Source organism: Pseudoalteromonas sp. MER144-MNA-CIBAN-0113 (assembly GCF_040308965.1).
GTDB lineage: Bacteria > Pseudomonadota > Gammaproteobacteria > Enterobacterales > Alteromonadaceae > Pseudoalteromonas > Pseudoalteromonas tetraodonis.
Genome location: NZ_JBEOOG010000019.1, coordinates 22,406 through 46,582, shown reverse-complemented (window position 1 = coordinate 46,582; position 24,177 = coordinate 22,406). Strand labels below are relative to the sequence as shown.

The following is a 24,177-nucleotide window of genomic DNA, read 5'->3' as shown; positions in this document are numbered from 1 at the left end:
AGTTACATACTAAAAGCGGATAATCTTTATTAATTGGCGTATAATGTGGCGGTTTATTTTGGTGTGCATTGAAGGAGGTTTTAAATGCCGGCGTTATTAATGCCCGTAATCACCGTAGATGGCCCAAGTGGTTCTGGTAAAGGAACTGTTTGTCGCCTATTGGCTGAAAAATTAGGCTGGGATGTGTTAGATAGCGGAGCAATTTATCGCGTACTATCACTTGCAGCACTTCATCACCAAATTGCGTTAGATAACGAAGAAGCACTGGTTCCATTAGCTGCAAATCTTGATGTGCAGTTTTTGATAGACAGTGACACTAATGCAGGAAAGATTATTTTAGAAGGCGAAGATGTCACAACCACTATTCGAAATGAAGAAGTGGGTGCTGCAGCGTCTAAAGTGGCCGCATTACCGCGTGTTCGAGAAGCGTTGCTTCGCCGCCAGCGTGCGTTTAGAACAGAAAACGGTTTAATTGCCGATGGCCGCGATATGGGCACTGTGGTATTTCCAGATGCGCCATTAAAGATATTTCTAACCGCAAGTGCAGAAGAACGTGCTCGCAGACGTTTTGTTGAGTTGAATGAGCGCGGGCTTAATGTTACACTAAGTGGTCTATTACAGGACATTCAAGCACGTGATGACCGCGATATGAATCGTGCCGTTGCGCCGCTTGTACCTGCAGAGGATGCGATTGAGCTTGATACTAGCGAACTCAACGCGCAGCAAGTCTTTGATAAAGTTATAACTTTATTAGATGCGAGCATCTCAGAAGGTAAGCTTCCTAAACGAAGCTAAATACATTTTATGCACCAGCAGGATGCCAGTGCTATTTTAACAACCCCATGCAGCATGGTTGCTTATTGGTATTAATATATGAGACGTATATTCGTATGTCAGAAAATTTTGCGCAGTTATTTGAAGAAAGCTTAAAGGGTTTTGAAGCAGAGCAAGGCTCTATCGTTAAAGGTACAGTAATCTCAATCGAGAACAACATTGTACTTGTAGATGCTGGTCTTAAATCAGAAAGTGCTATCCCTGCAGAGCAGTTCAAAAATGCTGCTGGTGAACTAGAAGTTGCTGTTGGCGACGAAGTAGATGTTGCACTAGATGCAATCGAAGACGGTTTCGGTGAAACTATCCTTTCTCGTGAGAAAGCGAAGCGTCACGAAGCGTGGATCCGTCTTGAGAAAGCATGTGAAGAGCAAGAGACTGTTACTGGTGTTATCAACGGTAAAGTTAAAGGCGGTTTCACAGTTGAAGTTGATTCAATCCGTGCTTTCCTACCTGGTTCACTTGTTGATGTTCGTCCAGTACGTGACACAACTCACCTTGAAGGCAAAGAGCTTGAATTTAAAGTAATCAAGCTTGATCAAAAACGTAACAACGTTGTTGTTTCACGTCGTGCAGTTATCGAATCAGAAAACTCACAAGAACGTGAAGAGCTTCTTGCTAACCTTGTTGAAGGTCAAGAAGTTAAAGGTATCGTTAAGAACCTTACTGACTACGGTGCATTCGTTGACCTTGGTGGTGTTGATGGTCTACTACACATTACTGATATGGCGTGGAAGCGTGTTAAGCACCCTTCAGAAATCGTTAATGTTGGCGACGAAATCGCAGTTAAAGTTCTTAAATTCGACAAAGATAAAACTCGTGTATCTCTAGGTCTTAAACAGCTTGGCGAAGATCCATGGGCAGCTATCGCTGGTCGTTACCCAGAAGGTTCTAAACTTTCTGGTCGTGTAACTAACCTTACTGATTACGGTTGCTTCGTAGAAATCGAAGAAGGCGTTGAAGGTCTAGTACACGTTTCTGAAATGGATTGGACTAACAAGAACATCCACCCTTCAAAAGTTGTTTCACTTGGTGACACTGTTGAAGTTATGGTTCTTGAAATCGACGAAGAACGTCGTCGTATTTCTCTTGGTCTTAAGCAATGTATTGCTAATCCTTGGCAGGAATTTGCTCGTCTACAAAACAAAGGCGACCAAGTTACTGGTAAGATCAAATCAATCACTGACTTCGGTATCTTTATCGGTCTTGACGGTGGTATTGATGGTCTTGTACACCTTTCAGACATTTCTTGGAATACACCTGGCGAAGAAGCTGTACGTGAATTCAAGAAAGGCGACGAAATCACTGCTATCGTATTGCAAGTTGACCCAGAGCGTGAACGTATCTCTCTAGGTGTTAAGCAAATCGAAGCTGACCCATTCAATAACTACCTTGATGCAAACAAAAAAGGTGCTATTGTTAAAGGTAAAGTGACTGAAGTTGATGCGAAAGGCGCAACTGTTGAACTTATCGAAGGCGTTGAAGGTTACATCCGTGTAGCTGATATCGCTCAAGAGCGCATTGAAGATGCAACTACTGTTGTTTCTGTAGGCGACGAGATTGAAGTTAAATACGTTGGTGTTGATCGTAAGAACCGCACTTTAAGCTTATCTGTTAAAGCTCTTTTCGAAGCAGAAGAGAAAGAAGTACTAGAGAAGCTTAAGAAAGAAGAGCCAGTGTTTGAAAACGCAATGGCAGCTGCTTTCGCAAATGCACAAAAAGACTAATTAATTATAGTCTTTTAATTGGAAGGGCAGTTTATGCCCTTCCACTATTTCTTTTTAAGGAAACGCTATGACTAAGTCAGAACTGATAGAAACACTTGCTGAACAACATTCACATATTCCTGTGAAAGATGTTGAGAACGCTGTTAAAGAAATTCTTGAACAAATGGCCGGCTCATTATCTTCTTCAGATCGTATTGAGATCCGAGGTTTTGGAAGTTTCTCTTTGCATTACCGTGCGCCTCGTACAGGCCGTAACCCTAAAACAGGTGAAACTGTAGAGTTAGATGGTAAGCATGTACCTCATTTTAAACCAGGCAAAGAACTACGTGACCGTGTAAACGAGAGCATTGCTTAGTAAACTTATTGGAGTAGTTACTTGTTCAAGGTATTAAAAATTATTCTGGCGGCACTTTTTTTAATTGGTGCATTTGTATTGGGTTCTCAAAACCCACAATTAACACAAATTAACTACATAATAGCCAGTAATACATTACCTTTAGCCGTTATAATAAGTATCTGCTTTTTGCTAGGTGTTGTAGTGGGTTGTTTTGTGAGTTTTAAATTGTTCACGCAATTAAAGTGGCAAAATTACCGTTTAAAAAAGCAATTAACGCCTGAAAAAGATAATAAAAAGCGTATTGCCAACAAAGACACCTAATTATGATTGAGCTGTTGTTTTTACTGCTTCCCGTTGCTGCCGGTTATGGTTGGATCATGGGGAAAAACAGTGCAAAAAATCAGGCTCATCAGTTTAATCGTCAAATTACTTCTGAATACAGTAAAGGCTTAAAGTTTTTACTGGACAGAGAAGAAGATCAGGGGCTTGAGCATTTAATTAATTTGCTCGAAGTAGCTGCTGACTCTGTTGAACATTATTCTACTTTAGCCACCATGTTTCGCCGTCGTGGTGAGCTTGACCGCGCAATAAAAATTCACGAACTGCTGCTAAAACACCCAAGTCTTAACGAAAAACAAGCCGCTAATAGCCGTTTAGAACTAGCCGAAGATTATATTATGGCTGGCTTATTAGACAGCGCAGAAGAACATTTAATATGGCTGGTAAAAAATAGCCATGCAGATGCACTCGAACCGATAATTTCTTTATATTCACAAACCCGTGAATGGCAAAAAGGCATTAATATGTTTGAAGCGCATACTGAGCTTTTTTCAAAAGAACAACACTTTAAAGCCATCGCTAATTTTTACTGTGAGCATGCCATTGCCAGTAATAACCCACAACTTATGCGTAAAGCCATTAGCTTAAACTTTAAAACAATTAGGCCTTTATATGAGCTTGGACTGTCAGCTTACACCAAAGAAGATTACGTAAAAGCAATTTACTATTGGCGAGAATTAATCTGCCAATTTACTTTTTTTGCGCCATTGTTTATTGAAAAGTTAGCTCACAGCTATAAGCAATTAAAATTAACTCACCAATTTCATGAACTCATTACTGAGTTACTAGAAAAGGGTGGGGTGATGATAAAAATACAGCATTGCCAAGCCTTGCTTGAGCAAGGACACACTGAACAAGCCTTTGAATTTTTGACTGATAATTTAAAACGTCAACCCACTATTCGTGGCTTTAGTTTTTTATTACAGTTAATGAGTACAGAAAATAAAAATACAAAAGATGTGCTTAATCAAATCGATAAACTTGTTACTTCTTACATTGCCACTAAACCTGACTTTCAATGTCAGCATTGTGGCTTTACTAGCTACACCATTTATTGGAATTGCCCTTCATGTAAACACTGGGAAACCATTGTGCCTAGCAGAGGCTTAGACGGATTTTAATCTTTATACTTTTCGCTCACTAGTAGGATAGTTATGTCTTTCGAAAAATCAAAAAAAATTCTTATCGCGCTTGATTATGATGATCAGCAAACTGCTTTAGCATTTGTAAAACAGTTATCACCAGATACCTGTCGATTAAAAGTGGGCAAAGAAATGTTTACTTATTTTGGTCCTGCATTTGTTAAAGAATTGGTCGATTTAGGTTTTGATGTATTTTTAGATTTAAAGTTTCACGATATTCCAAACACCGTTGCTAAAGCGGTGACTGCTGCGGCTAAAATGGGTGTATGGATGGTCAATGTACATGCATCGGGCGGTTATGAAATGATGCATAAAGCTAAACAAGCACTCGAGCAGTTTGGCGACAAAGCGCCATTACTTATTGCGGTAACTGTATTAACCAGCATGGACGAAGCTGAACTTGAGCGTTTAGGTATAACTAAATCACCCCAAGAGCAAGTTATGCATTTAGCTAAATTAACAAAGCAAGCAGGACTAGACGGTGTTGTTTGTTCCGCGCAAGAAGCGCAAAGTTTAAAGGCTGCTTTAGGGAAAGAGTTTAAATTAGTTACGCCAGGTATTCGCCCAGCGGGCAGTGATGCAGGCGATCAAAAACGTATTATGACACCTAAAGAAGCGATTGAAGCGGGTAGTGACTATTTAGTGATTGGGCGTCCGATCACTCAGGCACAAAACCCTGTAAAAGTACTAAATGATGTAAATGAATCAATAGCTTAAATTAAAAACTAGTATAATTGAGAGCAGTTCCTTACAACTGCTTTTCTTTGTGCTACATTTAAATTATGGGTGTGCAGTGAGGGATCTGCTTTGCGTATAATAATATTTTTAGTTGTAATTATGATTAGTGGCTTTGCTGTAAATAAATATGTTTTTTCAACTAAAATGTATGATGATGTTTCAAACGTTACTGACTTGGTATCTGGTTACCCCGTTGATTTATTCAAGTTTAAAAAAATTGCTCAAAATTATGCCCAGCATCTGTGTTACACCAATGAAGGTGTGTTAGCAGGAATAGATGTTAGCAGCAGAGACTGTGTTGCGACACATGATGAAATGCAAAATGAGTGTACAGAAAAAGTTTTTAGGCTAGCGCCGTTAAATCTAGATTCTAAAAAAGAATTAATTGAATACTCAAATGAATATTCTCGCTGTACCTTACCTTATAAAAATATTAGGTTATAAATTTCAGATACTAAAAAGCCACTTAGGTTTAAAACTTAAGTGGCTTTTTATTTAATTATTTTAAACGAATAGACTTAGCTTCAATATCAATTAAGCCTTGTTTAAATAAACCGCCAATGGCTTTTTTGTAGTTTGCTTTGCTGGTCGAAAATACTTTTTTAATTAATTCAGGATCAGACTTATCGCCTATGGCTAATATGCCACCCTCATCCTTTAGTTTTTCCATTATTTTTTCACCAAGCTCGCTTACTTTACCCATGCCTGGTTTTTCAAGTATGACGTCAATTTTTCCGTCTTCACGTACTTTTTGAATTAATCCTTTTAGCTTTTGACCAACAAACAGGTTTTTAAACACCATGTTGTAAAACACGACGCCAAAATGGGATTCTTCAATAAGCACCTTGTAACCAATATCAGTTTTGCCTGCAACAATTAAGTCAACTTCTTGTAAGTGACTATACTGAGGCTCATCTTTTGATAAAAAACGGTTAAAGTTAGTTGAGGCACAAATACGCTGACTGGCGTTATCAAGATATAAACGCACTAAATATGAGTAGCCTTCTTGCATACGTGGTTTTTGTTCATTAAACGGTGCGAGTACGTCTTTTTCTAAGCCCCAATCTAAAAACGCGCCTATGCTGTTTATTTCTTTTACACGCAGTAGGGCATATTCACCCACTTGAGCATGCGGCTTTTTAGTTGTGGCTGTTGGCAGGTTTGCATTATCTAAAAATGTGAATACACTGATGCTATCGCCGGCTTCAAGCTCATGTTTTATTTCATGTTTAGGTAAAAAAACTTCACCTAAGTCATGCCCATCTAAATAGGCACCTTCGTTGCTGACTTCTTTAACAAAAAGGGTTTGGGTGGTTCCTAGGTAACTCATAATTATTCCTGCTCAGGCTTTTTTTTACGACGCATCGGGGTATCACCATCAATATTAAGAGGTGCTTTAATTGGGGCCGCTGGCTTTTTCGGTTTTGCTTTTCGTTTTGGCTGTGGCTTATTAGCGGTCACTGCTTTTTTAGTCGGTTTAATTGGCGCTACTTTTTTCTCTTTAATACCTTTAAATTTCGCTTTTAAACCCTCAACAGCAGCAAACGATAATTCATCATTTAAAAATGATTTTATTGCCAAGTAACTTGTCCAATCTTTAGGGCCCACAAGTGATAATGCGTTACCTTTAAAACCAGCACGACCAGTTCTACCAATACGATGAACGTATTCTTCTGCGTGTTTTGGTAAATCAAAGTTAATAACATGGGTAACACTGAGTAAATCTAAACCGCGCGAAGCAACATCTGTAGTAATTAATATTTTAAAGTTTTCACGGCTAAACGCATCCATAATATCAAGGCGCTTACTTTGAGTTAAATCCCCAGCTAATGCGACAGATTTAAAGCCTTTACTATTTAATGATTTACTTAAACGGCTGGTATCAGCCCGTGTGGCAGTAAATATAATGCACTGGCCAACGTTATCTTGGTTTAAAAAGTGCTCAAGCAGTGCTTCTTTATGATCAAGATGGTCAGCTAAATACAGTGTTTGTTTAATATCACTGTGCTGCTCATTGGCTGCACTGAGCATAATTTGTTTTGGTTTTTTTAATAAATTACGCGATAACGCATCAACTTGAGCATGATCTAATGTCGCCGAAAACAATAAAGTTTGACGAAGACGATGATCGGCTAGTTCATTAATTAGTTTAAGTTGATCGGTAAAACCTAAATCTAAAATACGGTCAGCTTCATCAAATATAAGTAACTCTAGGCCACTTAATTGTAATGAACGTTGCTTTAAATGATCGGCTAAACGCCCAGGTGTGGCGACCACAAAGTGAGGGTCGTTACGCAGTGCTTTAATTTGGTCGTTAAAATTTTCGCCACCGAGGATTTTAACGGCCTTTATGTTGGTACCGGCGATAAGTAATCGAAGTTGAGTAAAAACTTGGGTCGCAAGCTCACGAGTTGGAGCAACAATAAGTACACGAGGATCACGTTTACTGAGTGCTTTTTGTTTCATTACACGCTGCACAGCCGGTAATAAAAACGCTAAAGTTTTGCCTGACCCTGTTTTTGACTGAGCGAAAATGTCATGTCCCGCCAGTGCCGTTGGCACAGCATGGGCTTGAATATCGGTAGGCTGGGTGATCCCTTGGTGCGCTAATTGTGTTTCTAGGCGAGTATCAATCCCAAGTTCAGTAAAGTGCAATGTATGTTTCTCCAATATGAGCAAGTCTGTATAAATTTATCCGCGCATTATAGCCCACTGAGCTACTGCGCTAACAGTAAAAAGCGCATTATCATCCATTTTTTTGCATTTAAATAAAAAAAGCGTAAAATACGCGCCCCATATGCGCCGGATTTACGATTCGGTAAACGCCCCTTGTGGGTTTTAAAAGCAAAATAGGAATACCATGACTGCTGTCCATAAAGATAATGTAACCAGCGAACACTTTGTTGTTTGCGCTCTGTATAAATTTGTTTCTTTACCTGATTTTGAAGCACTTCGCCAACCTTTACTCAATGTAATGGAGCAAAACGAAGTACGAGGCACTTTATTAATTGCCGCAGAGGGGATTAACGGTACTGTCTCTGCAAAACGTGAAGGCATAGATAATTTACTTGCGTGGTTAGACACCCAACCAAATTTAGACAACATTGTTACCAAAGAATCATTTGATGACGAATGCCCGTTTTACCGCACAAAAGTTAAGCTAAAAAAAGAAATTGTGACTATGGGTGTTGAAGGCGTAGACCCATTAAAAGTAGTCGGCAGTTATGTTAAGCCAAATGAATGGAATGCCCTTATTTCTGATCCTGAGGTGATCCTTATTGATACCCGGAATGATTACGAAATTGAAATTGGTACGTTTCAAAACGCAGTAGACCCAAACACTAAAACGTTCCGTGAATTTCCTCAGTGGGCCAAAGAAAACTTAGACCCATCAAAACATAAAAAAGTAGCCATGTTTTGTACTGGTGGTATTCGCTGTGAAAAATCAACAGCCTATATGAAAGAGCAAGGTTTTGATGAGGTATACCACCTTGAAGGCGGCATATTAAAATACCTAGAAGAAGTGCCAAAAGAAGAAACCATGTGGGAAGGCGAGTGTTTTGTATTTGATAACCGTGTAGCGGTAAATCATGACTTACAAAAAGGCTCATACGATCAGTGTCATGCATGTCGCATGCCTATCACAGAAGAAGAAAAGCAAAAGCCAGAATACATGGAAGGGGTGTCGTGTCACCACTGTATTGACAATGTAACCGATGAACAACGCGCTCGCTTTGCAGAGCGCCAAAAGCAAATAGAGCTTGCTCAAGCGCGCGGTGAAGGCCACATTGGTAACGAAGCACAAGCTGTTTTACAACAACGTAAAGAAGCTAAAAAAGCGCAAAAAGAAGCACAGCGAAATAAATAAGCGGTACTTTTTGTTTGTACGTTATTAATAAAAAACCTCAGTTTCAACTGAGGTTTTTTATTTTAAACTCTTTTCACAATTGCTTGTATCTGTAGTAGAGAGCGTGACCTTGTTAGCAGCATTGACGAGCACACATTTTGTGTTTTTATCGAGCTTTTTCTTTTGAATAACGGTAAATTCACCTTCATCAGCAGCATATAGATTATACTGATACGCGGTGTTGCCCCCTTCAAATAAAGCAGTAAATAATCCACCGACTAATCCACCAATAATGACGCCGCCAATCATTTCTTCTTTATTGCCATCTAAGCTATCTACAAAGCCAAACCCCGCACCAGCAGCTATTCCAGTTCCCACTTCTGAGGAGAGTGTTACTTTTTGTATTGATTCAACAGACGCATAATAACGTTTAACAACTTGATTTTGATCTGCCCGATCAATCCCTGGTGATGCACAGCCTGATAGTAAGATCACCATAATTAAACTCTTTTTCATAAATGTTGCCTTTATTAAAAATATTGATGAGCTAAATCATAGTCATAAATGTAATTTAAATATGTGTGGATTTTGTATGCTGCTGTAAAAATATGTAGAGTGGCTAGCATGCTTAATTTCAGCTTATTGTTTTGCTAATTTGTCGTACTTAGCTATTTATTGATCATAGAGCTGTTAAACTGCGTAACATAATGCAAATAATAATTAATTAGGGTGATCCTTTGAAATCGCGAATTCTTTTTACCAGCGTATTTTTTTCTTTAATGTCGTTAAGTTTATCTGTAAAGAGTGCCAATGTCGTGGTAGAGCAGGTAGCGATGGAACGTGCTAAAGAGCAAGTTCAGGCTGTCGGTAACGCCGAAGCAATTCATTCGGTTATTTTATATCCGGCTGTGGGCGATAAAGTAACGGCGGTGCATTTTAAACCGGGTGATAGCGTAAAGGCCGGTGATGTGTTACTTGAACTTGATTCACGCAGACAAAAAGCAGCACTTGAAGAGGCAAAAATAAAACTTGCTGACACCCAAAGAACCCTCGCACGTTTAAAGCAAAGCCAAGCAAAAGGGGCAGTGCCACAAAGTGATGTGGATGATGCAAAAACAGTTGTTGAATTAGCAAAAGTGACCCTTACCCAAGCAGAAACAGAATTTGAAGACCGCCAAGTTCGTGCGCCTTTTAACGGCACTATGGGACTTACCGACGTTGAAGTGGGTGACAGAATTACTCCCCAAACGGCGATTGCAAGTATTGATGATACGCGTGCTTTATATATAAATTTTAACGCCCCAGAATCGGCCGTTTATATGCTGCGCAATAAAGGCAATGTAAAAGTATTTCCTTGGCAGTCACAAAATGCTGTAAACGCAAAAATTGCTTATCTAGATTCACGAATAGACCCACAAACCCGCACCTTACGTGTAAAAGCGCAGCTTGAAAACCCGCAACAAAAGTTCTTACCTGGCATGAGTTTTCGTGTTCATATTGAAGTAGAAGGGCAACGTTTTGCTGCTGTACCTGAGGCGGCATTACTGTGGGGAGCAACAGGCCCTTACGTTTGGACAAGTGTTGATAAAAAAGCCACTCGAATTGATGTGAAAATTGAACAGCGCCTTGCTGGTCGTTTATTAGTTTCGGGGGCTTTAAAAGAACAAGATAACTTAGTGGTAGAGGGCGTACAACGCTTACGTGCGAACCAAGAGCTAAGCTTCTCAGCGCCAATCGCTAATACGCAGGAGTAGCCATGAAACAGCAACCTATGATGCAAGACTTGCCATCAATGGCTATTCGCCGCCCAGTGCTTATTGTGGTTCTGAATTTACTGATTATTATTGCCGGAATTGCCGCCATAGCAGGCGTAGAAGTTCGAGAGCTTCCAGATGTAGACAGACCCCGAATTACCGTATCAGCCTCGTTCCCTGGTGGTTCACCTGAAACCGTTGATACCGAAGTTACCAGTAAACTTGAAGGCGCCGTGGCCCGTGTGAGCGGTGTTAAATCGATTCGTGCGCAAAGTGAAGAAGGTAATTCACGTATTGTGGTTGAATTTAGACCGGGTGTTAACCTTGACGACGCTGCAAATGAAACGCGTGAGTCAGTTGCTCGAGTGCAAAGAGAGCTCCCTGAAGAGGTAGAGCGCGTTTCTATTATTAAGGCTGATAACGACGCTGAAGCGGTGGTTTCATTAACAGTATCAAGCGAAAGTTTATCGTTAGAGGCATTAACAGAGCGGGTTGATGTTGACTTAGCGCCGCAGTTTTTAACTATTCCTGGCGTTGCCGACGTACGATTAAACGGCGATAGAGAACGTGTGCTCAGGGTTCGCATTGATCCATTAAAGCTCAGCAGTTTTAATTTAACGATTCCAGATGTTGCCGATGTACTTAGGCAAGCCCCCTTTGATGTGCCTGCAGGGAGTTTAAAATCAAACGATCAGCAAATAATAGTGCGCGCTGATGCAACGTCTGTTACCCCCGCACAGGTGGGCGACATTATAATTCAGGGCGATACTCGTATTAGCGATATTGCTGCCGTGTACTTTGGTCCGGCCGATCCGCGCTCTATGGTAAGGCTTAATGGTAAACCTGTTATTGGTATGGAAATTATTCGCCAAGCACAGTCCAACACTATCGAAATTTCTGATGAAGTACTCAACCTTATAGAGGGGATGCGGGAGCGCTTTCCTGAGATGGAGTTTACGCTAACATCAGATGACGCGCAGTTTATTAGAAGCTCAGTAGATGAAGTGATTAACTCATTGGTACTGACGGTACTGCTAGTGATCATCACCTTGTGGGTGTTTATTGGCTCATGGCGTGCAACATTAGTCCCAGCATTTGCCATTCCTGTTGCGCTTATAGGTTCATTAGCACTGATATGGGCACTTGGGTTTTCAATTAATATTTTAACCTTATTAGCACTGGTATTAGCGACAGGATTAATTGTTGATGATGCAATTGTAGTGAGTGAAAACATTCAACGCCAGCGAGGGTTAGGCCTTGGAAGGCGTGCCGCAGCGGTTGTTGGTACCCGCGAAGTATTTTTTGCCGTTATTGCCACCACTGCAGTATTAGCGGCTGTGTTTGTACCCATCGCATTTTTACCCTCTACAGCAGGGCGTTTATTTAGGGAGTTTGGTGGCGTACTAGCTGGTGCGGTAATTATATCTAGCTTTGTTGCTTTATCTTTAGTACCGGCGCTCACCTCAAAACTAAAGCTTAAGCAAGGTGGTTTTCACCCCTTTGCGAAATTTGGTAACGTGCTTGCCAATATTTATACCAAAACAATTCATAAAGTACTGGATCATGCGTGGGTTACCTTTATTGTTTGTTTATTAGTTGCAGGCGGTTCGGGTGCTTTGTATATGAGTTTAGATAACGAACTGCTCCCTACTGAAGATCGCGGTAAAATTAGAATATTTGCCCGCGGACCTGATGGCGTAGGCTTAAACTTTATGGATAGACAAGCCATTAAAATGGAAGATACCTTATTGCCTTTCGTTGAAAGTGGTGAAATTGAGTCTATTTACACTGTTGTTGGGCAATGGGATCCCAATATTGTGTTTATTACTGTGCCATTAAAGCATTGGGATGAACGTAACTTTAGCCAACAAGAAATTATTAATAAAATTCGCCAGCCTTTAGGCAACATCCCAGGCGCACCAGCTTACCCTGGTGGGGCAAATAGCTTAAATTTACGTGGCCAAGGTGGCGGCATAGAAATCGCTTTACTTGGACAAGATTATCTTGAAATATTTAAGGCTGCACAGCAGTTCTCAGCTGATCTTGAAAAAGCCGTGCCAGAAGTTGCGCCGGTAAGAGTATCGTATCAGCCATCGCAGCCGCAATTGCGTGTTAATATTGACAGACGACGCGCAGAAGAACTTGGCGTGTCTTTAAGTGATATCGCAATTACATTAAGAGCCGCTATTAATGGTGACGATATCGCTGATTTAAACATTGGCGATCAATCTATTCCTATTATGCTACAGGCACAAAATCAAACTATTAACGACCCAAGTGATTTAGCAAACTTGTTTATTAGAGCTCGTAATAATCAATTGGTGCCGCTCAGTAGTGTCGCTAACATTTCAGAGGAAGGGGTTGCTGCCGAGCTTGAGCGTCATGCTCAGCGCCGTGCCATAGAGCTCAGTATGGAGCTGCCTGAGGGCTTAACAATTGCCACCTTAGTGGAACAAATAAAGCAAGTGTCTGAGCAATCATTACCAGCAGGTATTACTCTTGCATTTAAAGGGGAAGCACTGACATTTGAAGAAACCTCCAACGAAGTATTAATGACCTACGTATTGGCATTTTTAATTGTGTTTTTAGTACTTGCGGCGCAATTTGAAAATGTTAACAGTGCAATCGTGGTAATGATCACTGTACCATTTGGGATTACATCGGCCATTCTAGCGCTGTATTTAACCGGTACCTCACTGAATATTTACTCGCAAATAGGCCTAGTGATGTTAATTGGGTTAATCGCTAAAAATGCAATTTTATTGGTCGAGTTTGCTGATCAATTAAGAGATCAGGGGCTGAGTGTTCGAAAAGCGGTTGAACGAGCTGCATTGGTACGTTTAAGACCAATCACCATGACCTTAATATCGACCTTACTCGGTGCGTTACCCCTCATTATGTCAACAGGTGCCGGAGCAGAAGCACGTAATGCCATTGGTTGGGTGGTATTTGGTGGACTTGCGTTAGCAGTATTGTTTACGCTTTACTTAACACCGGTGATTTATTTAGGATTAGCCCGCTTTACCAGTCCTCGTGGCGATGAGTCAAAGCAATTAGCCCAAGAGCTGGAGCAACTTGACTAACTAATTACGCTAATTGGCTATTTTTCTTTGAAAAAATAGCCAATTAAGCCCACAATTCAACTAGATTAAAGCCACAAGGATCACCCATGCAGGCCGAGCAAGTTGAAATAGCCCAATTTTTAGTTGAACACCCCCCCTTTGATACGCTTGAGAGCGAGGCACTAAACGAACTAGCAATGCAAATTGAAGTTGCTTATTTTCGTGCGCAAACTGATATTTTACATTTAGGCCAAGATATTAGTGACTTATATATTATTCGTAGTGGCTCGGTTGAAATTTCACGTCGTAATGGCGAGCTCTATAATCGTTTAGCCACAGGCGGCATTTTTGGCCAAATGGGCCTATTGATGAACCGCAAAGTTCGCTTTCCGGCTCGAGCCCTAGAAGACACCTTAACCTATTGTATTAACGTTAATACCTTCAACGAATATTGTGATAAATACGAAACCTTTGCCGATTTTTTTGAAGTGGATGGTAACGTACGTTTGCACCAAGCCATTGTAGAGCAAGCCGACAGCAATGATTTAACCACCGCGAAAGTGAAGTCATTATTACACCGTGATGTGGTCACAGTAACAATGCAAACTGCTATTCAAGACGTCGCATTTTTAATGACGCAAGAATCGGTCTCTTCAGTGTTAGTTACCGACATAGAAAAACAAATAAGCGACGACCCAGAAGAAGACGACGGTCAAGTTGTTGGGATCATAACCGACAGAGATATTCGCACTAAGGTGGTTGCCCAAGGGTTAACATATGATACACCCGCCAAAGAAGTAATGACATCAAGCTTAGTACTACTTGATAGCAACGCCTATGTGTTTGAAGCCGTATTAGCCATGCTAAGAGATAACTTACATCATTTACCTGTGGTACATAAAAAACGGCCTATTGGGGTAATATCGCTGTCTGACATTTTACGTTATGAATCACAAAGTAGCTTACTGTTAGTACGCGGTATTTTAGCGCAGCAATCAGTTGATGACTTAGTTCATTACGCGCGCCAATTACCTAATGTATTTGTACGTATGGTTAATGAAGATGCAAATTCGCATATGATAGGAACCGCTATGGCTGTCATAGGGCGTACCTTTAAACAGCGTTTGTTAGCACTGGCCGAAGAAAAATTTGGCGAGCCGCCTATTCCTTATTGTTTTATAGCCTTAGGCTCAATGGCCCGCGACGAGCAGCTAATTGTGACTGATCAAGATAATGCTCTCATTTTGGATAATAGTTTTGATGAGGCACTGCACGATGAGTATTTTCAAAACCTATCAGATTTTGTGTGTGATGGTTTAGCTAAATGTGGCTATACCTATTGTGACGGTGAAATTATGGCGTCGTTTAAAAAATGGCGTATGACCCGTACACAATGGAAAGAAAAATTTGCTAGCTGGATGGCCGAGCCGAAACCGCAAGCCCTGCTTAATAGCTCGATATTTTTTGACTTAGATGGTGTATGGGGCAAGCTAAAATGGGCCGATGAGCTTAAAACGCTGGTGGCCAAAGAAAGCAAAGTAAACAAACGCTTTTTAGCGAACCTTGCTGCCAATGCCCGCAATAGAACGCCGCCACTAGGTTTTTTTAATGGCTTTGTGCTTGAGCATAATGGCCAGCATAAGCGGTCAATGAACTTAAAACGCCGTGGTACGGCACCGCTATCTGATGTGGTGCGCGTTCATGCGTTAGCGGTTGGCTCACGTAAACAAAATTCGTTTGAGCGCTTAGAAGATATTATAGAGGCAAATTTACTGCCTAAAGGTAAAGCACAAGATTTACGTGATGCGTTTGAGTATATTGCCACAGTACGTATTCGTCATCAGGCGTGGCAAATAGAGCAAGGTGAAGCCCCAGATAACGATCTAGACCCCCATTTACTTTCACCCTTTGAGCAAAGTAATTTAAAAGAAGCCTTTGCTATTTTAGAAAAAGCGCAAAGCTTTTTAAAATTTAGCTATTCTGCGCACCCGGGTGTGAAATAAGTTATGGCTAAATCACCGTTAGATTGGTCACAGCGCTACGAGCAGTTATTGCAAACTGCACAAAACCCGTTACTTAAAGACTTTTATCAACAAGCGTTTACCAATCAGGCTGCTCCACTTAAAGATGTCACTTTTGTGGCACTCGACTTTGAAACAACCGGACTTGATGCGAATAGCGATGATATTGTTAGTGTGGGGCTGGTGCCTTTTAATGTAAATCGTATTTATTGTAAAGAGAGCCGTCACTGGGTGGTACAACCACGACGAGATTTAAGTGAAGAGTCAATTGTTATTCATGGAATTACTCATTCAGAAGTGGATGAAGCCCCTGATCTTAATCGAATTTTAGCGCCACTGCTTGATGCCCTTAAAGGCAAAGTGGTGGTGGTACATTATGCTGCAATAGAACGTCATTTTTTTTATAACGCGCTACTTATGCGTATAAAAGAGGGCATTGAGTTTGCACTAGTTGATACGATGGAAATAGAAAGGCGGGCGCTTAAAGCGCGGCAGGGATTATTAGGCAGGCTGTTTAATTCAAAGCTAGGATCACTTAGGTTAAGTGATACACGGGAGCGTTATTCATTGCCACTGTATCAAAACCATAACGCGCTTACTGATGCACTAGCCACTGCCGAGCTGCTGCAAGCGCAGCTGAGTTACCACTATAGATCAGATACGCCACTGAGTGAAATTTGGCTTTAGCTATTGAAGCATTACTGTTAAAAATAGAGCACAAAAAAAGCCGCAATTTGCGGCTTTTTTATTATGGAATGTGTTGTGTTATTTAACTGGGCGAGGCTCAGTTCGTAAACCTAAAATTAAGCTTACACACATCAATAACAATACAATGGTAAATGGCAGACCGGTTGATATAGCCCCCGCTTGCAGTGCTTCAATCGCTTGAGTGCCACCAATCCAAAGTAATGCAGCAGCGATAGCACCCTCAACAGACGCCCAAAAAATACGCTGTGGTACCGGCGCATCAATCTTACCACCTGCTGTGATTGAATCGATTACAAGTGACCCTGAATCAGAAGAAGTAATAAAGAATACCAGTACTAAAACAATAGCAATGAAAGATAAAACGTTCGCCATTGGCATTTCATCAAGCATTTGGAACATCGCCATAGGCACACTTGTTAAACCGTCAGTTCCTAGGGCACCAATTCCATTAACTACTTGGTCAATTGCGATGCCGCCATAAATAGACATCCATAAGATAGTGACTGCTGTAGGAATAAGTAGTACAGCGGTTAAAAACTCACGAATTGTACGACCACGTGAAACACGGGCAATAAACATACCTACAAACGGTGACCACGAAATCCACCAAGCCCAATAAAATACTGTCCATCCATGCATCCATGTTTCATCTTCACGACCATGTGGGTTACTTAACGGAATAATGTTTTCTACATAGCCCATTACTGTGTTTGGTATATTACCCATAGATACAGCAAAACCAACTAAACATACAAATACCAGTAGCACTAAAGCAATAAGCATATTGACGTTACTTAGTAGCTTAACGCCACCATCAATGCCTCGAATAACTGAGACAATGGCTAATAACGTCACCCCTGTAATAACCAGAATTTGTGAACCTACGCCACCTTCAAGGCCAAATACGTGGTTAATACCCGCTGAAGCTTGTTGAGCACCTAATCCTAAAGATGTTGCCAAACCAAATAAGGTCGCAAGCACAGCTAAAATATCGATTATATGCCCCGGCCAGCCCCATGCTTTATCACCTAAAATAGGGTAAAAAATTGAGCGTATAGAAAGCGGTAAGCCTTTATTGTATGTGAAAAACGCTAAAGAAAGCGCGACAACCGCATAAATGGCCCAAGGATGAAGACCCCAGTGGTACATAGTTGCGCCCATTGCAAGCTTTGCTGCTTCTGGGGTGTTGGCAGCCACATTAAGCGGTGTTTCATACCAGCCGGTGTAATAAGCCACCGGTTCAGCAACTCCCCAAAACATTAAGCCAATACCCATACCTGCTGCAAATAACATTGCCAGCCAAGAAATAAGAGAGTGAGATGGTTTAGCATCGTCGCCGCCTAAACGGATATTGCCGTAAGGCGAAAAAATTAAAACTAAACAAAAAATAACAAAGAAGTTAGCAGCCCACATAAACAGGCCGTCAAAATTATTAATAATATCGGTTTTGATACCATTTAGTGTTGTTTTAGCTACTTCGGCATCTGACACTAGTACGGCGATTAAAAAAAGTGCTATTAACCCTGCACTGATCCCGAATACAGGGTTATGTATATCAAATCCCCACTTTTGTACGTTGTCTTGACCTACGGTGTAGTCCGTATTATCAATACTGTACTTGTCATGATTCTCGCTCATGCAATACCTCATTGGTTAATGAAACAGGTTGGCTTAATGCCAGTTTTTTATAGTTCACTGTATTCGTCTTATTAGATTATTTGCCAAAGCTAACAACACGAATAATTAGAAGACTAACTAATTTAATTGCCCATCATACCTTTACTGCTAGGGGAGTTAAATATTAAATACGAAAGAATTAACACTTTGCTAAAATTTTGAGCTGACTTTGTCTTTTTATTGTACATGTCTGGTCGCTAAGAAAATGAAAACTAACGCGTTAGCACTTTATTTTATAGTCGTAAATAGCAATGAATGCAAAAGCTAAGTTAATGAATATTCATATTAATAGGGCGTATAAACAGATAAATCACTTAATTGGATACGCTAAAAGCGTACTCTGATTTTTAAAACTAAGAGTAATTTGTTAAATGGGCTTTTTTATGACTTTTTAATTACATTTTTATAGCTTTGGATTTTTAGCCAAGGGGAGGTTAATAGAATCAGCAATGAAAATAGAGATGTTAAAGTAGTTTTTATAAAAAGGTGGCATACTTATTTTGCAGTTTAAACTAATTTGCTTTCTCATTTATTTTGAGTCTTAACAGCTTAACTCACGAAGAGGGTAAAGAGACGCTGCGCTTTTAGAGAAGTAACAAAGCCACATAATTAAACAAAAATGATGAGGCAGAATGGCTTTTACTTTCTCATTTTCTTCTCATTCACTTCTCTCAGTGCAATAAGCATTTTAAGAAAATTACGCACAAAGACACCAAAAAAAGCTGCAGCTTTAACACTGCAGCTTAGGATGGTTAAATTTTCATTTGTACGCTTCGTTATGAACGCCCGCGGCGCGCCCTGATGGGTCGGCATTATTTTGAAATGATGCATCCCATGCGAGTGCTTCTGGGGTTGAACACGCAACTGACTTACCATGCGGTACACACTTAGCCGAGGCATCGCCAGGGAAGTGCGACTCAAAAATACTGCGGTAAAAATACGCTTCTTTTGAATCTGGGGTGTTAATTGGGTATTTAAATTTGGCATTCGCCAATTCTTGATCCGTTACTTGCTCATTAACAAATTCTTTTAAGGTATCTATCCAGCTGTAGCCAACGCCATCGGAGAATTGCTCTTTTTGACGCCATAACACTTCATCTGGGAGGTAGCCGTCAAAGCCTGCACGTAAAATGTGTTTTTCAATTTTGCCGTCTTTACACATCTTAGCTTCAGGGTTAATGCGCATTGCCACATCAACAAACTCCTTATCTAAAAATGGTACGCGTGCTTCAACACCCCAAGCCGCCATTGATTTGTTGGCACGTAAACAGTCAAACATATGGAGCTTTGAAACTTTACGGTTCAGCTCTTCATGAAATTCTTGTGCATTCGGTGCTTTATGAAAATATAAATAACCGCCAAATAATTCATCCGCACCTTCACCTGAGAGCACCATTTTTATACCCATGGCTTTAATTTGACGAGCCATTAAGTACATTGGGGTTGATGCACGAATGGTGGTTACATCGTAAGTTTCAATGTGGTAAATCACTTCTTTAAGTGCATCAATACCTTGTTGAATAGTAAAGATAATAGGGTGGTGAATAGTCCCTATCATATCAGCTACTTTTTGCGCTGCGGCTAAATCGGGGGAGCCTTCTAAACCCACCGAAAAGGAATGCAGTTTAGGCCACCAAGCATCACTTTCATCGTTATCTTCAATACGTTTTGCAGCAAAGCGCTGGGTAATAGCGGAAATAACCGATGAATCTAAGCCACCCGATAGCAATACGCCATAGGGTACGTCACACATAAGCTGGCGCTTAACCGCCGCTTCCAATGCATCTTTTACATCTTCTGCTTTGGCATCGTTGTTTTTAACAGCGTCGAAGCGTTGCCAATCACGTTGATAGTAAGAGGTTAATTTGCCGTCTTTGCTGTAAAGGTAATGCCCCGGCGGAAACTCTTCAATATGCTTACAAATAGGTGAGAGCGCTTTGAGCTCTGACGCTACATAAAAGTTACCGTGCTCATCGTGACCTGTATACAGTGGAATAATACCAATGTGATCGCGACCAATTAAGTACGCGTCTTGCTCTTCGTCATATAAACAAAAAGCAAAAATACCATTTAAGTCATCTAAAAATGCCGGCCCTTTTTGTTTATACAGGGCTAAAATCACTTCACAATCTGACTGGGTTTGAAAATCAAAGTCGACCTCTAAATTAGCGGCCAGCTCTTTGTGGTTATAAATTTCGCCATTAACCGCTAAAATATGGGTTTTTTCTGGGTTGTAAAGGGGTTGAGCGCCGCTTGATACGCCAACAATGGCTAAGCGCTCATGCACTAAAATTGCTTTACCAGATGAATACACACCAGACCAATCTGGCCCACGATGACGTAACAGTTTAGACATTTCGATTGCCTGAGTGCGTAACTGGCTGGGATCCGATTTAATATCGAGTACACCAAAAATTGAACACATAATTTTTCCTCATTCCTATTAAGTGCCTACGATAGCGAGTTTGCTAAAGACTAACCTTGTTTTATCAGAAATAAATAACTAAGTCACACGGCTTTTTTAAATTAATAAGAATAATTTATGCACCAAACAAGCTACTGGTGCACCAACATGGTGAGGCCGATAGTGTGATAGCAACGAATTGTACAATTTTTAATTTAAAACAGGCAGGGATAAGCATTTAATGCTCATGAAAATATATATTTGCACCAAGTGGGTGCAAATATAATCGTTAAGAAAATAGCTTTAAGTTAATTAGTCCAATAGCGATTTAAACTCAATTTAAGCTGAGATAGATGCGCATCGAGTTTACTTTTTGCCGCGGTTGATTGTTCAAGCGTTACAAACTCAAAAGTAATAGAATCGGCGGTTCTAAACTGAGCAAACTGATGTAAATCCGCCTCTATTACATGGCCTATCAATGGGTAGCCCCCGGTTGTTTGTGCATCATTTAACAGCACAATTGGGTTGCCATCAGGTGGGAGTTGCACGCTTCCGGGTGCTACTGCGAGTGAGTGCAGTGAGAGCGAGTGTTGCATTATTTGGCTATTATTATGATCTAAGCGTACTCCCATTCGATTACTATTCGGGTTAATAGTAAATGAGGTGGTACAGAAAGCGTTTATACACTCAGGTGTAAGTAGTTCATGATGTGGGCCTTGATGTAGCCGAATAACTTTTCGTTTAGGCGGTGTTAATGCACCTTTATTGCATAGCCAAGGCTGAGTATATGGGGTTATTTTTATAATATCGTCGCTTTGTAATGCTCGGCCATTAAAACCACCAATGGCTGCCCCTAAGTCGGTTGATTTAGAGCCCATAACTTCAGGGCATTCAATTCCACCTTTTACGGCAATGTAAGCTCTGGAGCCACCGCGTCCTGTATCAAATTTAAGTGTTTGTTTTGCTTTTACCGGATAACTCCACCCGGGGTAAACGGCTTGAGTGTCAATTTTAGCGTTTAAGTCGGCTCCATGCAGAGCAATGACGGTATCGCACTCAAATTGCAATTCACATAACCCAACGGTGAGTTCAAGTACGGCATCGTTATCGTGATTATTTACTAAGCGATTGGCAATAATGTGCGCATAGGCGTCTAAGCTACCCGAGCGGCTAACCCCTAAATGACGAAAACCCACACGGCCTAAATCTTGGATTGTTAGTTGAATACCGCTCTTGATTACTTTAATCATTGCTTACTCCTTTTACAGGCACAAACTCTATGGTATCGCCAGGTTTAAATAAGCAAGGATTAGCCGCTTTAGAATCAAATAAGCAGGCATCAGTGTGAGCTATAATATGCCAACCACCTGGCGAATCTTCAGGGTAAATACCTGTTTGGTCTGCTCCAATGGCAATCGCGCCTTTAGGTACACTCACTCGCGGATTATCTCGCCTTGGGGTAAATAACCGTGAGTTGAGCCCATGTAAATAAGGAAAACCGGGAACAAAGCCTAAAAATAGAACGTGATATAACTCTTTACTATGTAAGTTAATCACTTCATCAATTGTGAGTTGATGATAGTTAGCTACGTAATCTAAATCTCCACCTTGGTAGTAGGTATTAATTTGGTGGTGCTGGCTATCAAACGGGTAATCATCCACTTCATCCCATAACTTAGCTAAAGTGTTGTACCATTTATTAAGCATTTCTGAGGACTTTAAATACAAAGTTAACGAGTTCATAGCTGGTACCAAATCGATAAATTCATTGCTGTTTTTACAGTGTTGGGCGAGTGCCCAAAGCTTTTTTTGCGTCGCAAGTATGTGTGGTTCGCTGTAGTGAGAAACATCAAAAAGCAGGCTAGAGTTCGTTAAAATTTTTATACTAGGAATCATGCTCATATCGATAACTCATTAATATTAATTACATTTAAGCTATCACAGTCACTGTAATATTACGATATTAATAGACAAGCTCGGATCGAATAAACTCCCTCATTCGTAAAGTTTTGTTGTGTGTGAAATTAATTGTTGAGTTTACAGGTCAGCTTTAGGGTAACTAAAACTAAGAGGTCATCGTATGTTTAAGGGGTTAATATTACCGGCATTTGCCATTGTGGGCTTGCTTAGTGCGATGAGCGCAATCTCGTCAGACGAAGTAACTAAGCCCAGTGATTTAGATGCCACTATGCATGTAGAACAGCTAGTGCTTGGCTCGGGCTGTTTTTGGGGGGCAGAAAAACGCTATGAAGCACTTAATGGTGTTCTCGATGCAGAGTCGGGCTATGCCGATGGGCATGGGTTTAAACCAACCTACAGAAATATAACTAAGTTATCGCGCCGCTTTGATGAAGATAATTACGCCGAAGTGGTGCAGGTTACATTTAATAGCAATATCATTTCAGCAAAAGAGCTGCTGCAAAATTATTACGAAAGCCACGATCCGACTCAAAGGAACCGCCAAGGTAATGATGTAGGTACGCAATATCGCTCTATTATTTTAACTACAAGTGACGAGCAAGCAAACACCGCGCTTGCGGTAACACAGCAGTATCAGCAGTTACTCACCAAAGCAGGTTATGGAAAAATTGCTACACAAATTAAGCCACTTGAGCGATTTTACTCTGCAGAAGAGTATCATCAAAATTACCTTGAAAAAAATCCAAACGGCTATTGCCCAGATCATTCAACCGGTGTCGTTTTTAGTCAAGACGAAAAGCAGCAGCTTGATAACACCGCATTGTTGACTGGCAAACAAATTGTTATTTTAGACTCTCGCGATTACTGCCCTTACTGTGAAAAATTTAAAGCGGCGGTAGCCAATGACTACAAAGGCACAATACCAATGACATTTCGCCATGCTGATCAGCTTAATGGCTTAACCATCAAATCGGCTACTTGGGCTACACCCACCATCTTATTTTTAGAAGATGGAGTAGAAGTGTATTCTCGCCAAGGTTACATGGATGCCGAGCGGTTTTATAAGGCGCTAGGGGCATTTAAGCTTGGTGACAGTGAAGCTTATAAAGTAGCGTTTAATGCTAAAACCGACAGCCCGTATTGTAAAGAGTACGCTATTTTTAAAAACACCCCCGATGGTATTTTTATAGATAAACTCAGTGGTGAACCCTTGTTTGATACCCGTGATAGATTTAACTCAGGCACTGGCTGGTTGTCGTTTACACACCCTGTAAAAGACAGCGTAACGCAACATGAAGATAACAGTTGGGGAATGCAACGTATTGAGCTTAAATCTAAAAGTACCGGTATTCATTTAGGGCATTTATTTCCAGGGGAAGGGCCAAAAGGTCAAGATAGATATTGTATTAATGCCACGGTGTTAGAATTTGTCGCTCGTGATGAAATAAACAGATCAGATGATGTTTAAGCTAATTAGCAAATAGGCAAATTTTAAGCAAAAAAAAGCAGCGAGACTTAGATAAGGTCGCTGCATTTCAATTGACAACATCTTCACACACAATAAAGATTCGGGGGGTTGTATTAGTAAAAACTAATGCTGAATTATTGGTGCTGATGTGATTGTAAATAAAAACAACTCAAGCTCAGTCACCACCGGACTTGAGTTGCTT

Annotated in this window: 20 protein-coding genes; 13 read left to right on the top strand and 7 right to left on the bottom strand. The window is 40.7% G+C overall.

What is annotated here, in order from left to right; translation table 11 throughout:
• The first annotated feature begins 84 nt into the window (after window positions 1–84).
• The 7 genes from cmk to AAEY57_RS07220 all read left to right on the top strand — a co-directional run bounded on the left by cmk (window position 85) and on the right by AAEY57_RS07220 (window position 5,558).
• A complete protein-coding gene (gene cmk, locus AAEY57_RS07250) occupies window positions 85–795 on the top strand; it encodes a (d)CMP kinase (RefSeq protein ID WP_350607184.1) in 711 nt (236 codons plus the stop codon).
• Between the two features lie 95 nt (window positions 796–890).
• Entirely contained in the window at window positions 891–2,558 is a 1,668-nt protein-coding gene (rpsA, locus tag AAEY57_RS07245) for a 30S ribosomal protein S1 (protein WP_350607182.1), read from the top strand.
• Between the two features lie 67 nt (window positions 2,559–2,625).
• Window positions 2,626–2,913, top strand: coding sequence for an integration host factor subunit beta (gene ihfB, locus AAEY57_RS07240; protein ID WP_008114744.1), 288 nt, complete (start codon window positions 2,626–2,628; stop codon window positions 2,911–2,913).
• 21 nt (window positions 2,914–2,934) lie between these two features.
• On the top strand, window positions 2,935–3,216 hold the full coding sequence (locus AAEY57_RS07235; RefSeq protein WP_008114742.1) for a lipopolysaccharide assembly protein LapA domain-containing protein: 282 nt from the start codon (window positions 2,935–2,937) through the stop codon (window positions 3,214–3,216).
• 2 nt (window positions 3,217–3,218) lie between these two features.
• Window positions 3,219–4,355: a lipopolysaccharide assembly protein LapB gene (gene lapB / locus AAEY57_RS07230; protein WP_008465696.1), complete on the top strand. Its 1,137-nt coding sequence runs from the start codon at window positions 3,219–3,221 to the stop codon at window positions 4,353–4,355.
• A 33-nt stretch (window positions 4,356–4,388) separates the two neighbouring features.
• The gene (gene pyrF / locus AAEY57_RS07225) at window positions 4,389–5,093 is read left to right on the top strand and encodes an orotidine-5'-phosphate decarboxylase (protein ID WP_016899932.1); all 705 of its coding nucleotides are present in this window, start codon (window positions 4,389–4,391) and stop codon (window positions 5,091–5,093) included.
• A 120-nt stretch (window positions 5,094–5,213) separates the two neighbouring features.
• The gene (locus AAEY57_RS07220) at window positions 5,214–5,558 is read left to right on the top strand and encodes a hypothetical protein (protein ID WP_008114737.1); all 345 of its coding nucleotides are present in this window, start codon (window positions 5,214–5,216) and stop codon (window positions 5,556–5,558) included.
• Between the two features lie 55 nt (window positions 5,559–5,613).
• Here the strand turns inward: AAEY57_RS07220 and AAEY57_RS07215 are convergent, their stop codons facing one another.
• Together AAEY57_RS07215 and AAEY57_RS07210 are read right to left on the bottom strand one after the other, a co-directional pair.
• Window positions 5,614–6,444 carry a CvfB family protein gene (locus AAEY57_RS07215; protein WP_350607176.1) on the bottom strand — a complete coding sequence of 277 codons (831 nt, stop codon included), beginning with the start codon at window positions 6,442–6,444 and terminating at the stop codon, window positions 5,614–5,616.
• A gap of 2 nt (window positions 6,445–6,446) precedes the next feature.
• Entirely contained in the window at window positions 6,447–7,769 is a 1,323-nt protein-coding gene (locus tag AAEY57_RS07210) for a DEAD/DEAH box helicase (RefSeq protein ID WP_350607174.1), read from the bottom strand.
• A gap of 205 nt (window positions 7,770–7,974) precedes the next feature.
• Here AAEY57_RS07210 and trhO point away from each other — a divergent pair, with 205 nt between their 5' ends.
• Complete coding sequence (gene trhO / locus AAEY57_RS07205; protein WP_350607171.1) at window positions 7,975–8,982, top strand: oxygen-dependent tRNA uridine(34) hydroxylase TrhO; 1,008 nt, start codon at window positions 7,975–7,977, stop codon at window positions 8,980–8,982.
• Window positions 8,983–9,039: 57 nt separating this feature from the next.
• Here the strand turns inward: trhO and AAEY57_RS07200 are convergent, their stop codons facing one another.
• On the bottom strand, window positions 9,040–9,477 hold the full coding sequence (locus tag AAEY57_RS07200; RefSeq protein WP_350607168.1) for a hypothetical protein: 438 nt from the start codon (window positions 9,475–9,477) through the stop codon (window positions 9,040–9,042).
• 221 nt (window positions 9,478–9,698) lie between these two features.
• On the opposite strand from AAEY57_RS07200, the gene AAEY57_RS07195 reads away from it, so the two are divergent.
• The 4 genes from AAEY57_RS07195 (at window position 9,699) to AAEY57_RS07180 (ending at window position 16,485) form a co-directional block, all read left to right on the top strand.
• Window positions 9,699–10,715: an efflux RND transporter periplasmic adaptor subunit gene (locus AAEY57_RS07195; RefSeq protein WP_016899935.1), complete on the top strand. Its 1,017-nt coding sequence runs from the start codon at window positions 9,699–9,701 to the stop codon at window positions 10,713–10,715.
• A gap of 2 nt (window positions 10,716–10,717) precedes the next feature.
• Window positions 10,718–13,798: an efflux RND transporter permease subunit gene (locus AAEY57_RS07190; RefSeq protein ID WP_016899936.1), complete on the top strand. Its 3,081-nt coding sequence runs from the start codon at window positions 10,718–10,720 to the stop codon at window positions 13,796–13,798.
• Window positions 13,799–13,884: 86 nt separating this feature from the next.
• Window positions 13,885–15,780: a putative nucleotidyltransferase substrate binding domain-containing protein gene (locus tag AAEY57_RS07185; RefSeq protein ID WP_016899937.1), complete on the top strand. Its 1,896-nt coding sequence runs from the start codon at window positions 13,885–13,887 to the stop codon at window positions 15,778–15,780.
• A gap of 3 nt (window positions 15,781–15,783) precedes the next feature.
• A complete protein-coding gene (locus AAEY57_RS07180; protein WP_350607164.1) occupies window positions 15,784–16,485 on the top strand; it encodes a 3'-5' exonuclease in 702 nt (233 codons plus the stop codon).
• 78 nt (window positions 16,486–16,563) lie between these two features.
• Here AAEY57_RS07180 and AAEY57_RS07175 read toward each other — a convergent pair whose 3' ends face one another.
• From AAEY57_RS07175 to pxpB, 4 genes are all read right to left on the bottom strand, one after another.
• Complete coding sequence (locus AAEY57_RS07175; RefSeq protein WP_350607161.1) at window positions 16,564–18,144, bottom strand: BCCT family transporter; 1,581 nt, start codon at window positions 18,142–18,144, stop codon at window positions 16,564–16,566.
• A 799-nt stretch (window positions 18,145–18,943) separates the two neighbouring features.
• Window positions 18,944–20,608 carry an asparagine synthase B gene (gene asnB / locus AAEY57_RS07170; RefSeq protein ID WP_350607158.1) on the bottom strand — a complete coding sequence of 555 codons (1,665 nt, stop codon included), beginning with the start codon at window positions 20,606–20,608 and terminating at the stop codon, window positions 18,944–18,946.
• Window positions 20,609–20,895: 287 nt separating this feature from the next.
• Entirely contained in the window at window positions 20,896–21,837 is a 942-nt protein-coding gene (locus tag AAEY57_RS07165) for a 5-oxoprolinase subunit C family protein (protein WP_350607157.1), read from the bottom strand.
• A complete protein-coding gene (gene pxpB, locus AAEY57_RS07160; RefSeq protein ID WP_024600982.1) occupies window positions 21,830–22,489 on the bottom strand; it encodes a 5-oxoprolinase subunit PxpB in 660 nt (219 codons plus the stop codon). Before pxpB ends, AAEY57_RS07165 begins: the two co-directional genes overlap by 8 nt.
• Window positions 22,490–22,667: 178 nt before the next feature.
• On the opposite strand from pxpB, the gene msrA reads away from it, so the two are divergent.
• Window positions 22,668–23,975 (top strand): peptide-methionine (S)-S-oxide reductase MsrA, encoded by a 1,308-nt coding sequence (gene msrA / locus AAEY57_RS07155; protein ID WP_008465712.1) that lies wholly within the window; start codon window positions 22,668–22,670, stop codon window positions 23,973–23,975.
• Window positions 23,976–24,177: the final 202 nt, after the last annotated feature.